Raw genomic sequence first — 15,521 nt, forward strand, 5'->3', positions numbered from 1 at the left:
CACGCCCTTCGGATCGCCGGTGGTGCCGGAGGTGTAGCACATCGCAGCGGCGGAGCGCTCGTCGATCACCGGGAAGTCGTAGGTGTCCGCTTGCGCGCCGAGCAACTCGCTGTAGGAGTGCACCTGGGCGAACGTCGATGCGTAGCGCAGCAACGTCGCCAGCGACAACGGCTCGTCCTGCATGGTGCTGGGAAATGCTATGTCTGTCACGGTTTTACCTTGTGGTGGGGTCAGCGGGTTCGCACGGGAAGCAGGACGGCGGAGGGGTGGTCGGGGTCGTGATGGATGTGCTGAGAGGCGCTCTGCAGTGTGGTGGCGGTCAGGCGGGGTTCACCGGTGCCGGGGTTGCGGTTGTAGAGGGGGAACGCGCCGCTGGAGACCTGGACGCGGATGCGATGGCCACGCTTGAACAGATACGCCGTCGAGGTCAGAGCGACGGTGACACACGCGAGTTCGTCGGCTCCGGTGAGGCCGCTGAGGCCATCGCAAATGTTGGTCGAGCGTCCGGTGGGATCGACCTCGCAGACACGAACGAATACATCGGTGTGACGCCGGCTCGAGCGGAACCAGATCTGCGCGCAGACATCGCCGATGATTTCGAGATCGTCGTCGAGTACGTCGCTGGTATAGGTGAGGACATCGGGTCGTGCTTCCAGCGCTGTGTTGTCCACGCGGCCGGCCTCGATGCCGGGCAGCAGCCGGTTTCCGCCGGCCGCAGGGGTGGGGTCGGCGGGATCGTAGCGATAGCTATCGGGGTGGGACTGCGGTGGTGGTTCGGCCGCGAGCCGTCCGGCGGGCTGTAGATGGTAGCGGCGGGGGGCGTATCCCGGTGGCGGCCAGGTGGTCAGGTCTCTCCACTGCTCAGCGCCCATGACATACACCCGGACGGGCGCCCGGTCGCTGGGATCGGCGCCGTGCGCGTGTGCCAACCCGAAGTCGAGGGCTTCGTGCACCAGTACCGAGTTGAGTTCCGGCGAGGTGTGTGACCAGGGGCCGACCGTCAGGCGTGGCTGCCGCGCGGCCTGTTTCAGCGTGATGTAGTCGCGGAGCTGGCCTTGCAGGAAAACATCGAACCAGCCGGTGATCATGCTCACCGGAACCTCGACCTGGGCGACCTTGTCGTCGTGACGTGCTCCGGCCCAGTACGTGGATTCGGAGTCGTGTGTGAGGAAGTCCTGAATGATCTCCGATCGGTGGCCCAGCGCCACTTGGTCGGCGTCCGACAGCGGGAGTGTCAGCTCGGCGCGGCGGCGGCGCCGGGCACCCATCAGGAACCGGGGGGTGGCCCACGGCCTCTTCTGCATGTCGACCAGTGCGCCCCACCCGAACGCCGCCTCCAGGTTGAAGGCGTCCCTGCGCAGGAATTCCAGACTTAGCGCTGATTCGGTCACCGCCGGGATCATCGCTTTGACTTGGGCGGGCAGGTGGTCTGCCATCGCCCACTGGGTGTAGCCGAGGTAGCTGGGCCCGTAGAGCACGATCGAGTCCCCGAACCACGGCTGCTTGCACACCCACTCGACGGTGTCGAGTCCATCCAGCCGCTCGTGCCGCATCGGAAAGAAGCTTCCGCTGGAGCCACCGGTACCGCGTGCACTCTGCATCACTACCTGGAAGCCCCGCTCGGCCAGCGGGCGGACCAGCTGCGCTGCGATCGGCCCACCGCGACCGTAGGGGCCGCGCACCAGCACCGTGGGCAGGCCCTGGCCGTCTGAGCGAGGGGCCCATCGATCGGCCAACAGGATGGCGCCATCGCGCATGGGCACCTGCAGATCACGCTCGACAACCAGATCTCGGGTAATCGGGGGCGGCAGCTTCAGCATTCGCTGCAGCAGCAGGCTGGCCGCAGAGGGTCTTCTCATGGGGGTCCTCCCTGGAGTTATGCGGACGCAGCTACGCGCCGGTGCGGACGGATCGGATGTGCCATGCGCTGGGTGACCCCTGAGGTCGGCGCAGTGTCGGATTCGTCGACCAGCCATCTGCAGCCACGGTGCGGGTCAGCTTGATGCAAGACATCAGACGTCTCTCGCCGAGTCATCCGACCTACGGCGGATGTGAGCAACGCCCGACCGACCGCCGCGCACTCGTTGATTCAGGCTTTCGGGGTTGTCCGGGAGTGCCGCATCCACAGCAACTGATGCTAAACACATGTATATAAATGCACAAGTGTTACGTTTTGTGGCCATTTCGCATAAACGGAGCAGCATGGCGACCAAAACCCAGGATGACGGCCTCCCGGCGGGGCGAGCAGGTGCTACGCGCGGCGGTCTCCGCGTTCGCCGAATCCGGCTACGCCGCCACCCGCACCGATGAGATCGCCCGGCGAGCGGGCGTGTCGCAGCCCTATTCCTGTCCGCCGGGATGCTGCTCACCGTCACGAGCGCGATGCGCGCGGCGGGCACGGATGCGGTACCCGCCACATGGGCGACGAAGATCCTGGAAAACCTGCCGCCGAGAACGCACGGCCGGCTCTATCGGTTGCCGCGACGAACAACTCGACGGCAGCGGTCGCGACATCAGCGACGACGGTCTGCTCAAACCGAAGTAACTGACCGCGCCGGCGAGCACCGGGCGGGCCGACTCGGGGTGCCGATCGCCTACCGCTGAATGATCGGTAGCACTATCCGGCCGGGATGGACGGGGCCGGTGTGGATGGTGTTGGTGGCGATCACCGCGGCCCCGATGGATTCGGCGTTGATCTGTCCGCCGGTATTGGTGTTGCGGTCGTACTGCGGGAAGTCGCTGCTGGAGATATCGACACGGATCCGGTAATCAGCGAGGAACCCGTCGGCAGCGCGCTCGCGGCGTGGTCCTCCTACCAGTCCGCCTACGACTCGCTCAATCCCGAAGACCGCGTGCGCCTGCGCCGGTCCCGGCAGTCCGGCGCTCGCGTAACCGCTGCAGGAGATCCGGTCCACGAACCGGGCCACACGCTCGTGTTCGGTCGTTCAATGGTCGCTGCCGGAAATGCGGGGGCTGATGACGGCTTGGACCCTTGCCATGCGTTCGGCGAGGGCGACCGGGTCCAATGGTTCGGGTGCTTCGATGAGCCACTCGCTGAGCACCGCTGTGGTGCCGCCGGTGAAGAAGTCGGCGACCTCGACAGCGGTGGCGTCGTCGAGGTCACCGAACAACTCGCGGGCGCCGAGGATGCTGTAGGGCCGGAACAACTGTGCGACCGTGCGCGTGGCAGCGTGGGAGCAGGATCCGACCAGCATGGCCCGGTAGAAGGTGCGATGCGCGGCGAAATGGCGGGCGGTGTCGAGCATGGTGGGCAGGACACCGATGTCGCCGAGCGTGGAGCCGGTCAGTAGTTCCTCGGTCAGCAGCTGCGCGACCGCGGCGGCGAGCAGCGCGTCGCGGTCGCCGAAGTGCTGGTAGAGCACGCGCCGGCTGACGTCGGCGGCCTCGGCCAGGTCGGTCACCGAGATGTCGGTGGTGCCGCGCTCCTCGACCAGCCGCACCGCCGCCGCCAGTAACGCCGCTCGCGTCTTGCGCACGCGCCGATCGGTCACTGCCCCCTGGGCTGAAAGTTCGACATTCACATCTTCCAATACTGCACAGTTGTGCAGAAATTTACCAGTGTTAACTAAGTGACATTTCCGACCCCGACTGAGTTCGTAGTGTAGAGCTCCGCGATTTCGGTGGCGTATTTGTCGAGAATCGCGGCGCGACGCAGCTTCAACGTGGGCGTCAGCTCGGCCCCCGGCGTCCACTCGCTGTCCAGGATCTTGAATTTCTTGATCTGCGAGACCCGTGCGAGGGTCGTGTTGGCTCGCTGGATCTGTTGGTTCACCTGCTCGTAGAGGCCGTGCGAAGTATCGCTCGCGCCGGCAGCGGCCGGGTCCACGACGACGAGTGCGACGACATACGGCAGACCGTCACCGATCGCACAGACCTGGCTGATGAGATTGCCCGCGGAGCGGACTGCCATCTCGATGTTGGCCGGAGACAAGTTTTTTCCGCCCGAGGTGATCAGGAGTTCTTTCTTGCGGTCGATGATCCAGATCGTCCCGTCCTCGATACTGGCGATGTCGCCGGTGTGCAGCCAGCCCTCGGCGTCGATCGCCTCGGCGGTCTTCTCGGGCTGTCCGCGGTAGCCGCGCATGAGTTGCGGGCCGCGAACGAGCAGTTCTCCGTCGGGTGCCAACGCGACTTCGACACCGGGCAGCGCGCGTCCGACGCTGCCGGGGCGCAGATCGTCCGGGGTGTTCGTCGCGATCGCGCAGGAAGTTTCCGACATTCCCAGCAGCTCACACAGGGGCAGGCCCAGCGTGACGAAGAAGTCGATCACCGCGCGTGGTGTCGGTGCCGCGCCGGTCACCGCCCAGCGGGTGGAGCCGAGTCCGAGCCGCTGGAGCAGGCGTTGTCCGAGCGAGGGATCCGCGACGACCTCGGCCAACAGGTCGCCGGAGAACTGCAGCTCGAGGGCGGTCTTGAACTTCTCCCACACTCGGGGCACGGCCCCGAAGACGGTCGGCTCGATCTCGGCCACACAAGCGGGGAGGTTCGCGGCATCGGCAACACAGGTCAGGGTGTTGGCGTAGGTCATGAACGCCGAATAGTGCGAGGTCCATCGGTCGGCTACATGGGCGGCGGACAAGAAACTGATCTGGCGGCCGTGACCGTCGAGCGGATGAACAGCGTGGATACCGCGGAGCTGGGTGAGCATGCCGGCGTGGGTCAGCTCGACTCCCTTGGAGGGGCCGGTCGTGCCCGAGGTGTAGATCAGGGTGAGCAGATCGTCGGGACCGACTTCATCGGCGACACCGAAGTCGAAACCTGTTTCCTCTGCCGCGAGTTCGGCCAACAAATCCTGTCCGTCTTCGGCAGCCGCGTCGACAGCCAGCAGTTGCCCGAGCGGCGCCCCCACTTCGGTGGCGCGGCGCAGCACGGGAACGAAGCCCGATTCGGCGATCGCCACACGCGCGCCCGCGTTGGTGAGCACCTGCCTGACGTCCTCAGCGGGAGAGGTGTTATAGACGCTGAACGGCACCGCGCCCAGCATCATCACGGCCGCGTCGACGATGTGGAACTGCGGGATGTTGCGCATCATCAGCGCCACCGTGTCACCGCGAGCCACGCCCAGTTCGCGCAGTCGCTCGGCGACGGCTCCGATCCGTGTGATCGCCTGCCGGTAGGTCCATTCCACCCCGGTTTCGTAGGAGCGCAGCGCAATGTGGTCGGGATATTTGTCGGCGGTGGCCCGCAGAAGATCGCAGACGCTTCGTGCGTCGGTCAACAGCTGGTGGATTTCGTCGTGGCGCGCCGTTGTCACCGGGGTTCCTCCTGTTGTGTCGAGTCGGAGTGGCCGGTGGGACCGCTGGTGCGGACCTGCCTACTCCTATCGCTACAGATAATGCACATCTGTTTACAAAAGCACAAGTGTTTCCAAAATGCGTTGCGTCCGTGCCCGCAGTCTCAGTTCCGGGTCGATGCCGGCTGCGGCGGCGGGCCGGATCTGCGGACCAGCAGTGCCAGTGCCGTCGCGGTGAGCACGATGGCGGCGCCGGCGATGAATGCGGCGCGGGCGCCCTGGGCGGCGGTCTCGGAAGAGGCGTTCACGCCGACGCCTATCGCCGAGTGCGTCGACATGACAGCGATGAACAGAGCGGTTCCTGTGGCGCCTCCGACCTGCTGGATCGTGTTGATCAGGGCGCTGCCGTGGGCGTAGAGCGAGGTCGGGAGATCGGCGAGCGCGGAGGTGAGCAGCGGCGTGAAGGCGAGAGCGAAGCCCAGGCACAGCAGCAGGTGCGCTGTCAGCGCCCGCCCGACACCGGTGTGCGCGTCCATGGAGGCCATGACCGCCAGCGCGATTGTGCAGATCATCATGCCGGGGATGATGAGCGGGCGCGGCCCGAGCCGGTCGTACAGCCGTCCGGCCACCGGTGCGGTCAGCCCCATCGTCAGGCCGCCCGGCAGCATCACCAAGCCGGTCGTCACGGTACTGAGCCCGAGTACCTGCTGCAGGTAGATCGGGAGCAGCACGAGCGCCCCGAACAGCCCCGCCGTGGACAGCAGCACCATAACGAAGGCCAGGCCGAACGATCGTGAGGCGAAGGTGCGCAGGTCCAGCAGCGCCCGATCGTCGCGTTGCAACCGTCGCTGTCTGGCGACGAACCAGCCGAGCGCGATGAATCCGGCGGCCGCCGGGAGTCCGATCGCGAGGCCGGTGCGGCCGGAGTGCGGTTCGCCGAGACTGCTCAGGGCATAGACCGGACCACCGAAGGCCAAGACCGACAACAACACCGAGGGCGCATCGAGATGGATCGCGCGCGGTTCGGCGACCTCCCGCACCCAGATCGCGCCGAGGCCGAGCACGAGCAGCGCGACCGGAGCGACGAGCACGAAGATCCAGCGCCACCCCAAGCCGGACAGGATCGCCCCGGCGAGCACAGGCCCGATCGCGGGCGCGACCGCGAGCACCACCGAGACCGCGCCCATCACCCGGCCGCGCCGCTGCGGCGCCGCGACCTGCAAGACCGTGGTCATCAGCAGTGGAATCATGACCGCGGTACCGCAAGCCTGCACGATCCGGGCGCCGAGAAGCACCTCGAAGCCGGGAGCGGCAGCGGCCAGCACAGTGCCCGCCGAGAACAGCCCCATCCCGCCGAAGTAGACCGACCGCAGGGTCAGTCGTCCGAGGAGGTAGCCCGACAGCGGGGTGACCACCGCCATGGTGAGCATGAACCCGCCGGTCAGCCACTGTCCCGCAGTCGCCGACACCGCCAGTTCGACCATCAGCCGCGGCAGCGCTACACCCATGATCATCTCGTTGAGCACCACCACGAAACCCGCGCACACGAGCAGCGCGATCAGCGGCCGGGTATTCACTGCGCGAGCGGACTCTGTCGATGCGGTCAGGGATGGAGGTGTCATGGACGGTCTCTCCGTGGCGCAGTCCGAGTGTCGGCCGGCACCAACCCCCGGAGGGGAGTTCGGGTTCCCAACCGAGTTGCGCACATTTGCCACTAAATATACGAGTGTTACTTAACTTCCACGGTATCGAGTGGGCGGCATGGTCGACAAACGGAACGTAACACTTGTGCTGTGAGTCACAGATGTGCATGATCTGGAGGGGGCAACGCCCTTTTCGCCGCCGCGGACCCGCAGTCCAGGGGCTGAGCCCGCGCCCCCGGTGGGCCGGATCGCTGCGGCTTTTCCACCGACGACGTCGTCAGGAGTTACACCATGAAGATTCCGGTTCTCGGATACGCAGGCACCGCCTTGATGGCGTTGGCTCTGGCCGCGGCATCCGCCGCTCCGGTAGGGGCCGATCCGGGTCCGCGCGACGCGCAGTACGTCTCGCTTGGTGACTCTTTCGTGGCAGCTGGCTCGTATACGAGCACGACCATCGCCGAGGGCTGCGTGCAGGCCGGCGACGACGTCGGGCACCTTGTATCGCAACGGCTTCCGGGGGTCAGCTTCGCGGACTGGGCCTGCGGGGGCACCCCCACCGATGTCATCACCAAGACCTCGCAAGCGCTCTCGGACCGGACCGCCTACGTCTCGCTCTCCATCGGGGCCAACAACGAGGACTTCTTCATGGACTTCCTCGTCAACTGCCTGACCGGCAGCAACTGCACCGCGGACGTCCGGCGGGCCGCTGAGGCCAAGCTCGACCGCCTCTCCACCAGTCTCGACGCCACCTATGCCCTCATCCGGGCGAAGGCACCCAATGCCACGGTCGTCGTGCTGGGTTACCACCGCATCCTGCCCGACACCATCGCCGGTTGCTTCATCGATGCGATCCTGACCCAGGACATCGTCGACTTCGGCAACCGTCTGCAGCGCCGGCTCAACGACGAGGTCGCCGCGGCCGCCGCACGGGCTGGATTCATCATGCTCAACCGGTGGCAGGACGGCGCCAACAGCGTCTGCGCACCCGACGGGAAGCGCTACGTCACCGCCACCGGGCTCGGCCAAGGCGACGAGGGCGTGGCCTATCACCCCACCCGCACGGGACGCGAGTACAGCGCGACTCTCATCGCCGAGGCGTTCCTCGCCCGATGACCAGTCCGGTGCCGGTGACCATCGCCCGGCGATGGTCACCGGCACCGTTTTGCCTGCCCGAACCAATCGGCCACAGAGCTTTCGAGGGCCGGTCGCATGCCCGCGGTGCAGGGTTCAGGGCAGGGTCCGCCGCGAGCGAGCCGTTGGTGCAGCGGCTGCACAGCCGCTTGTTGTCGAATCCGCCCACGCTGGTATTCGGAATCCCGGACACGGACCTTCCGAAGCTCGGCCGGATCGGCGTGCGCGCCCTCGGCGAGTACGACCGCCACGACAGGCGTTCGTCCCACCGCGGGTCCCGGACATCGGTCGCGGCTGCCGCAGCGACGACCGGATGGCGGCGACGGCGGGGAAGTGACCCGCGGTCATGCGGTAGGCACACCGCCGCTCCTGGATCCGCGCCCCGGCCGCGAACGGGCGACGCTGCTGCCCACCGTGCTCGTCCTGCAGCGCCCGAATCAGCGTCGGCGTTGCGGCCGCACCGCCGACCACCGGCGCGCGCAGCGTGACGGTGCGGACGGATGTTCACCGCGCCTGCAATACCTCGCTTACCGCCCAGCACCGCGATGCTGCTCGCTGGTGTTTCGCAGGAACGTGTCGACGCGGTTCGCCCCCGATACCCAGGCTGTGCAACAGGTTGGCAAGCCGTGCGGACTCGGCGCCGACCTCCTTGTAGGTCTTGCTCCGCGATCGGCCGCCGGTCCAGGTGGAATCGCCGAAAAAGGCTGAAGCGCAGCGCAGAGAGTCGCCAGCGACAGCGACTCGTTCTGCATCGTGCTCCTCGACGAGGTTCTCTTCCCGTTCGTGTCCGCGCTCTCAACCTCTCCGGACCGGCAGGATGATCGCCGACGCATGCTCGGGGCCGTGGTGCACCTGCTGATCGGCGACCCGCATCCGTGTGGCTTCACGGCGGGAATCGCCGAAGCCCAGATTGCGGTTGTAGAGCGGGAACGCCCCGCTCGACACCTGGATGCGGATCCGGTGGCCGCGCTTGAACAGGTACGCGGTGGGACTCAACGACACAGTCACACAGCGAAGTTCGTCGGCGTCGGCTACGCCGGTCAGGCCGTCGCAGATATTGATGGAGCGCCCGGCGGGGTCGACGTCGCACAGCCGCACGAACACATCCGCATGGGATGCGCTGGATCGGAACCAGATCTCGGCGGCGACGTCACCGATGATCTCGAGTTCCTCGGTGAGCGGATCGCTGGTATAGGTCAGCACATCCTGGCGCGCCTCCACCGCGGCGTTGTCGACACGACCAGCCGTCGTACCGGGCAGCAGGCGCGAGCCGCCGAGGATCGGCGTCGGATCGGCGGGGTCGTAGCGGTATTCGTCCGGGCTCGTCGCCAGCTCGGGCCGCTCCTGCGCGAGCTTGCCGCCCGGGTGCAGGTGGAACCGGTCCGGCGCGTATCCCGCGGGCGGCCAGGCGGGCAGGTCGCGCCACGTCTCGGCACCCATCACGAACACCCGCACCGGCGCGCGGTGCTCCGGCTCGATCCCGCGCGCGTGCGCCATACCGAACCCGAGGACCTCCTGCACTGCAGTGGAGACGACCTCCGGGGAATTGTGCGACCACGGCCCCACGGTCAGCCGGGCCGGACGGCCGGCCTGCTGCAACGCGATGTAGTCGCGCAGTTGATTGGCGAGGAAGACGTCGAACCAGCCGGCCACCAGGCTCGCCGGGACCTCGACGTCCTTGACCTTGTCGCTCATGTCCGCCTCGGCCCAGTACGGATCGGAGCCGTTGTGCACCAGGAAGTCCTGAATCGTCTTGACTCGATGACCCAACGCGACACGGTCAGCCTCGGAGAGCGGCAGCGTCCACTCGGCGCGATGACGGCGGCGGCTACCGACCAGGAAACGGATCGTCGCCTGGGGTCGGCGCTGCAGATCGGTCAGTACACCCCATCCCAGCGCCGACTCCAGCGCGAAGCCATCCTCGCGCATCCAGTTCAGGGCGATCGCGGAATTGGTCACCGCCGGGATGATGGCTTTGACCTGCGCTGGTACCTGATCCGCTACCGCCCACTGTGTGTAGCCGAGGTAACTCATGCCATAGAGCACCAAGGAATCCCCGAACCAGGGCTGCTTGCAGATCCAGTCGATAGTGTCCAAGCCGTCGCGCCGCTCGTCGCGCAGCGGATCGAACTCACCGCCCGAACCGGCCGTGCCCCGGCTGCTCTGATAAAGCACTTGATAGCCCCGTTCGGCCAGTGGCCGTGCCATCTGCAACGCGATCGCCCCGCCCCGGCCGTATGGTCCGCGCATCAACGCGGTGGGCAAGCCGTCACCGCCGCTGCGCGGTGCGTAACGATCTGCGAGCAGGACCGTGCCGTCCCGCATCGGAATCCGCAGCCCGCGCTCGATCCGCACGTCTCGCGTCGGCGGCGGCGACAGCTTCAGCATCCGTTGGGCGAGCAAGCTTGACAGCGGGGGTGTTCTCATCGAAGTCCTTCGTACGCGCCGGCCGCGCAATCGCGGTGGCGGCATGGATTGAATGCTCCGGGCAGTCCGAGATCGGCTTGGTCGGCCCCGTCCGCTCTGCCCGCGGCACCTGTAGTGCGTGCGTACGACACCGGTGCCGGGTCGCACCGTGAGCCGCAACGCCCACCCCAACATTTTGCACAAATGTTCTTAAAAGAACAAGCGTTACTTAACTGGCCGGTCGGCTGGAGGCCTGATCGCGAAGCGGGTCGGATCGCCGGCGCGAGTGGGCAGTCTCAACCCGAAGCGGTCAAAACCGGCGGGTCGCTCCTTCGAGGACCGATTGAATGCGGGCCAAGCGCCGGGTGAACTCGTCCGGATCCAAGGGGCTCGGCGCTTCGGTCAGCCACTCGGTCAGCGCGGCCGTCGTCGCGCCGGTGAAGAAGTTCGCTACTTCGGCGGCGGTACGGTCGTCGAGCGGGCCGAACATCCGATGAGCGGCGGCGGCGCTGTAAGGATGGAAGACGGCTGCCAGCGTCCTCCCGACGGCGTAGGCGCAGGATCCGGCCAGCACGGCGCGGTAGAACCGCCGATGTTCGGCGAAGTGCTCGGCGATCGCCAGGGTTGTCGCGCCGATGTCGATTCCGTCGTCACGCCGCAACCGCGGCAGCAACTGTTGCCGCAGCAACTCCGCCGCCGCCTCGGCGAACAACGTCTCCCGATCACCGAAATGTTGATACAGCACCCGGCGGCTCACATCCGCGGCCTCGGCCAACTCGGTCACCGAGACCTCGGTCGAATCCCGCTCGCTCACGAGCTCGACAGCCGCGGCGACCAACGCCGACCGCGTCCGCCGCACCCGGCGATCGCCGGACCGAGGGCTGCCTGACAGCTCGATTTCCATCTCCCCATTGTGCACAAGTGTGTTATAGATAACAAACGTAACTCGATTTGACGCCAAGATCCCTCCTGCCTCGGCAGTTGTGCCCGCAGCCCTTCCAAGCTGGGGCCGCTCACCCACTCGCCCGCTATGCAACTTGTTGCATAGCGTGAGCGGGAGCAATAACCTCGCCTTCGATCACCCGTAAACCGCCACCGTCGAAGGAGTTCCCGTGGCGCTGCCTCCCGCGCTCGCCGGTCCGCTCACACTCCCGGTAATCGGATCACCGCTGTTCATCGCCTCCGGCGTCGATCTGGTGACCGCCCAATGCCAAGCTGGGATCATCGGCTCGTTCCCGGCTTTGAACGCCCGCCCGGCGAACATGCTCGACGAATGGCTGCGCGAAATCGCCGAACGCAACCATGCCTTCGCCCGCGACAACCCCGGCGCGGTGGTCGCACCCTTCGCTGTCAACCAGATCGTGCATCGCTCCAACGACCGCCTCGACCACGACATGGCCGTCATCGCCGAACACCGCGTACCGATCGTCATCACCTCCCTGGGCGCACGACCCGAAATCAACGACGCCGTCCACTCCTACGGCGGGATCGTGCTACACGACGTCACCAACAACCACTTCGCGCGCAAAGCGATCGACAAGGGCGCCGACGGCATCATCGCCGTCGCCGCCGGCGCCGGCGGACACGCCGGAACCCAATCACCGTTCGCACTGGTCCGCGAGATCCGCGAATGGTTCGACGGCCCCCTGGCCCTGTCCGGCGCCATCGCCCACGGCAACTCGATCCTGGCGGCCCTGGCTGCCGGCGCCGACTTCGCCTATATCGGATCGGCGTTCCTGTCGACCGAGGAAGCCAACGCCGTGCCCGGCTACAAGCAGATGATCGCCGACTCCTCCGCCGCCGACATCGTCTACAGCAACCTGTTCACAGGCGTACACGGGAACTACCTCCGCGGCAGCATCGTCGCCGCCGGACTCGACCCCGACAACCTGCCCCATTCCGACCCCTCCGCCATGAACTTCGGCTCCACCGGCTTCGACGCCAAAGCCTGGCGCGACATCTGGGGAGCCGGACAAGGCATCGGCGTGATCACCGCCGGCCACAGCACCGCCGAACTCGTCGGCCGCCTCGCCGAGCAATACGACCGAGCTAGACGCGAACTCGCGCAGAGATTCACCCCTGCGAGGTCCGCCGAACGCACTCACCCTGTTGCTCACAGTGTTTCCGGAGGGACCCTCGCATGACCGCCACCCTCGACTACCACGACACGATCGCCGTACTGACCCTCGGCGACGACGACAACCGCTTCACCCCCGACTGGCTCGACACCATCGACGCCCACCTCGACGCGGCCGAGCGCGACGCCCAGGCCTGGTGACCATCGGCCTTCGGCGCCGGCGCCATGCTCGCCCTCGCCCACGACAACCGCCTCATGCGCGCCGACCGCGGCTACTACTGTTTCCCGGAGGTCGACATCGACATCCCCTTCACCCCCGGCATGGCCGCGCTCATCCAAGCTGAACTAAGCGCGCAAGCCGCCGTCACCGCCATGACCACCGGCCACCGGTTCGGCGGCGTCGAAGCACAGATCGCCGGGATCGTCGAAGCCACCGCCGCCGAATCCGAGCTGCTCGGCAGCGCGCTCGACCGGATCGCACCGGTCATCGGAAAGAATCCCGCCACCCTCGGCGCCATCAAGACCACCATGTACAGCGCCGTCACCGCCGCACTGCGCTCACACAGATCCCGCGGCAATAGAGGCGGAGTGCGGCGCGCTACCCAGCGGGATCCGGCCGGGGAGACCGCCTCCTTGGAGAAGCGCATGCTCGGGCCAGCGTGGCGGCCGCGGCCGGCACAGGCCATCAGTGGCGCGCGAGCCCCATCGATCTCGGCCCTCACGAACGCCGCAGTTCGTGATGGTCTTTGCCGTGACCCCAAGACTTTTGGGGCGACCTCGCGTCCATGCGCTGCGGTATCCTCCATGCGATCGCCGCACCTAGTCGGCGCGCAGAGGAAGCACACACCACATGTTCAACAAGTCCTTTGCGGCCGCTACGCTCTCGGTGAGCGCCGCTGCCGTCCTCGCGGCACCGTCCGCCGCCGCCGACCCGGTCAACTGGGGCGCCGTTTCCCTCAGCGTGTGGGGCAATGTCTACGCGTTTTCGGTCAACCACCCGACGGAAGCCGACGCCATTCGAGCCGCCGACCGAGCGTGCAAGGGTCAAGGCATCATCGACTGCCGGATGATGGTGACGTTCGCGAACGGCTGCGGTGCAGTCGTGACGAGTCCGCTCGCGATCGTCGCAGGGTTCCCGATCGTGGGCTTCGGTAAAGGGGCGACCCCAGGGGAGGCATACGCAGACGCCACCCGCAACCTCCCCACCGGCACCGGAAGCGCCGGCTCGTTCAATCGCGACCACGCCTGCACCCGGCCTTGATCTAGTCCCCGCACGGGCCTCGGTAAAATGTCGGGCGGGACTGTCTGATTGTTCCGACAGTCCCGGATCCTGTCCCGTGTCCTGGCGCAGTGCATCTGATGAGGCGACGCCTTGAAGACCACGGCATCAAATAGTTTGAGTCGATGTCGGCGGCTGTGGCTCAATGTTTGTGATGCAAGGAGAAGTTCCGATCCAGGGGGCGCCGACTGGCCGAATTTCGGGCGGATATGCCGTAGTTGCTGGTTACGGGTGGTCGCGGTCGAGGTGTCGGTAGACGGCCGGGGACTGGGGGATTTATCCGAACAGGGCCCGGCGCTGCCAGAACCGCTGTTCGACAGATATGCGGTAGGTGGATGGATCGGCCGCACAAGAGGTTTCTTCGAGTTCTCCGTCGTCGGCGACGTAGTAGATCGCGGTGGCGCGGCGGCCCCCGCCCGCTGGTGTGTATACGATCCAGCCGACATTGAAGCGTTCGGCTGCCAACCTTCCCAGTGAGGCGTTGTCGGTGCCGGAATCGCGGGTGAGTATGTGCTTGCGCACCTGCGCGAGGGCTTGCGCCTGCGGCATGGGTTCAACGGCGAATTCGGGATTGTTCGTGGTTGCCGCCGCCGCGGAAGGCGCGGGGTGGGTGTCCTCGGTGTGCCCCGGATCGAGTGGCGTCGACGGCCAGCTGGAGGCGGCTGCGGATGTCTCCTGCGTGTCGTTACGCTCATCAGCAGCGGCATCCACCACTCCTGACAGACTCGGCCGGGTATGCATGATCCTTGGGTCTTCCACCGAGACACCACCGGTGGCGGCCGAGGCATGCCTAGCATCGCTGTCGCTGGATGACGATTCCGGCTGCGTCCCGAAGGGATAGGACACGACAGGAGTCTTCTTCAGAACGACAACCTGGTGTTCGCGTGATGACGTGTACAGCCAGTGCTGCGGTCCTTCAGTCATGCTTTCAAAGTATCCTTTCCGGCGAGACCGGCAGCAACGTCATGCGAGAGATCTCTACTACCGTAACCCGCTGGCGGCGCGAGGTTGTGCCCACTGTTGACGATGCGTCAAGCCCCTGCCTGCGTCTTCGGCTCGACTGGCCCCGCGACCGAGCCGTGCCCCATTCATCTACGGACTCCACTAGCTGTTGCGGGTCGTGACGTTGGTGACGCGGGTCAGGGGTGGTGTGCTGAGGGGCGGTTCTTTCGGCGGCAGGATGTGAAGCGCCAACTCCCACGTCCGCCGCAAGCCGAAAGAACCGCCCTGATTCACGGTAATGCTCCGCTGACCGTCGAGGGCCGCTACCGGCTCGTCCACCGTTGCCAGACCCGGCCGATCGCTCATGTCGCCGCCGAGAGGTGCCTGTCACGTCAGTGTGCGAGTAAGTGGGTCAACAGGTTTCGCCGGTCGGCGAGCTCGGCCTGCTCGACCGGTCCACAACGGCAAGGTCGAGCGCTATCACCGGATCCTGGCCGAGCAATTCCGCTACGTCCGGGAATGGACCAGCGAAACCCAACGCGCCGACGCACTAGGGATCCGGAACGTCCACTACAACTACCATCGACCACACTCCGCCGCCGGAAACCGACCACAGCCAGCCGCCTACACATCGGCGTCACCAACGTCACGGCCTCATACAACTAGGTTCTGTCTCGAAGTGAGTTGATGGGGTGGCACCGCGTGGTGGTGTCAGCGTGTCAGTGTTTCGGTGGGAGTTGTTGGCCGCGTTGGCGTATGGGTGAGGTCTCCGGTATTTCGGGTTAGCGA

Annotated in this window: 13 protein-coding genes and 2 pseudogenes; 6 read left to right on the top strand and 9 right to left on the bottom strand. The window is 66.5% G+C overall.

The window, feature by feature from the left end:
• Together HOV91_RS35170 and HOV91_RS35175 are read right to left on the bottom strand one after the other, a co-directional pair.
• Positions 1-183 (bottom strand): AMP-binding protein (locus tag HOV91_RS35170; RefSeq protein ID WP_246351397.1); only part of this gene is annotated, 183 nt, incomplete at its 3' end.
• Positions 184-230: 47 nt separating this feature from the next.
• The gene (locus tag HOV91_RS35175; RefSeq protein ID WP_174189544.1) at positions 231-1,859 is read right to left on the bottom strand and encodes a CocE/NonD family hydrolase; all 1,629 of its coding nucleotides are present in this window, start codon (positions 1,857-1,859) and stop codon (positions 231-233) included.
• A gap of 362 nt (positions 1,860-2,221) precedes the next feature.
• Between HOV91_RS35175 and HOV91_RS40325 the strand changes: the two genes are divergently transcribed.
• Entirely contained in the window at positions 2,222-2,545 is a 324-nt protein-coding gene (locus tag HOV91_RS40325) for a TetR/AcrR family transcriptional regulator (protein ID WP_246351392.1), read from the top strand.
• Between the two features lie 49 nt (positions 2,546-2,594).
• Here HOV91_RS40325 and HOV91_RS35185 read toward each other — a convergent pair whose 3' ends face one another.
• The 4 genes from HOV91_RS35185 to HOV91_RS35200 all read right to left on the bottom strand — a co-directional run bounded on the left by HOV91_RS35185 (position 2,595) and on the right by HOV91_RS35200 (position 6,831).
• Positions 2,595-2,927: a CocE/NonD family hydrolase C-terminal non-catalytic domain-containing protein gene (locus HOV91_RS35185; RefSeq protein ID WP_174189545.1), complete on the bottom strand. Its 333-nt coding sequence runs from the start codon at positions 2,925-2,927 to the stop codon at positions 2,595-2,597.
• Positions 2,928-2,945: 18 nt separating this feature from the next.
• A complete protein-coding gene (locus HOV91_RS35190) occupies positions 2,946-3,497 on the bottom strand; it encodes a TetR/AcrR family transcriptional regulator (protein WP_217441479.1) in 552 nt (183 codons plus the stop codon).
• Between the two features lie 89 nt (positions 3,498-3,586).
• Positions 3,587-5,275 (bottom strand): AMP-dependent synthetase/ligase, encoded by a 1,689-nt coding sequence (locus tag HOV91_RS35195; protein ID WP_174189547.1) that lies wholly within the window; start codon positions 5,273-5,275, stop codon positions 3,587-3,589.
• Positions 5,276-5,418: 143 nt separating this feature from the next.
• On the bottom strand, positions 5,419-6,831 hold the full coding sequence (locus HOV91_RS35200; protein WP_217441480.1) for a DHA2 family efflux MFS transporter permease subunit: 1,413 nt from the start codon (positions 6,829-6,831) through the stop codon (positions 5,419-5,421).
• Between the two features lie 357 nt (positions 6,832-7,188).
• Here HOV91_RS35200 and HOV91_RS35205 point away from each other — a divergent pair, with 357 nt between their 5' ends.
• The gene (locus HOV91_RS35205; RefSeq protein WP_174189549.1) at positions 7,189-8,010 is read left to right on the top strand and encodes a GDSL-type esterase/lipase family protein; all 822 of its coding nucleotides are present in this window, start codon (positions 7,189-7,191) and stop codon (positions 8,008-8,010) included.
• 813 nt (positions 8,011-8,823) lie between these two features.
• On the opposite strand, the gene HOV91_RS35210 is transcribed toward HOV91_RS35205, so the two are convergent.
• Together HOV91_RS35210 and HOV91_RS35215 are read right to left on the bottom strand one after the other, a co-directional pair.
• Positions 8,824-10,455, bottom strand: coding sequence for a CocE/NonD family hydrolase (locus HOV91_RS35210; RefSeq protein WP_174189550.1), 1,632 nt, complete (start codon positions 10,453-10,455; stop codon positions 8,824-8,826).
• Between the two features lie 289 nt (positions 10,456-10,744).
• Complete coding sequence (locus tag HOV91_RS35215; protein WP_174189551.1) at positions 10,745-11,338, bottom strand: TetR/AcrR family transcriptional regulator; 594 nt, start codon at positions 11,336-11,338, stop codon at positions 10,745-10,747.
• A 208-nt stretch (positions 11,339-11,546) separates the two neighbouring features.
• Here HOV91_RS35215 and HOV91_RS35220 point away from each other — a divergent pair, with 208 nt between their 5' ends.
• From HOV91_RS35220 to HOV91_RS35230, 3 genes and pseudogenes are all read left to right on the top strand, one after another.
• Positions 11,547-12,578, top strand: a complete 1,032-nt coding sequence (locus tag HOV91_RS35220; protein ID WP_174189552.1) for an NAD(P)H-dependent flavin oxidoreductase — start codon at positions 11,547-11,549, stop codon at positions 12,576-12,578.
• Positions 12,575-13,066: pseudogene (locus HOV91_RS35225) on the top strand (enoyl-CoA hydratase-related protein); the annotation flags it as partial. The gene HOV91_RS35220 and the pseudogene HOV91_RS35225, both read left to right, overlap by 4 nt.
• Before the next feature lie 295 nt (positions 13,067-13,361).
• Entirely contained in the window at positions 13,362-13,772 is a 411-nt protein-coding gene (locus HOV91_RS35230; RefSeq protein ID WP_174189554.1) for a DUF4189 domain-containing protein, read from the top strand.
• Between the two features lie 294 nt (positions 13,773-14,066).
• Here the strand turns inward: HOV91_RS35230 and HOV91_RS35235 are convergent, their stop codons facing one another.
• Complete coding sequence (locus tag HOV91_RS35235) at positions 14,067-14,714, bottom strand: hypothetical protein (protein WP_174189553.1); 648 nt, start codon at positions 14,712-14,714, stop codon at positions 14,067-14,069.
• 466 nt (positions 14,715-15,180) lie between these two features.
• Here HOV91_RS35235 and HOV91_RS35245 point away from each other — a divergent pair.
• Positions 15,181-15,398, top strand: a pseudogene (locus HOV91_RS35245) (integrase core domain-containing protein); the annotation flags it as partial.
• Positions 15,399-15,521: the final 123 nt, after the last annotated feature.

Origin of the sequence: Nocardia barduliensis, from assembly GCF_013315795.1 — a bacterium.
GTDB lineage: Bacteria > Actinomycetota > Actinomycetes > Mycobacteriales > Mycobacteriaceae > Nocardia > Nocardia barduliensis.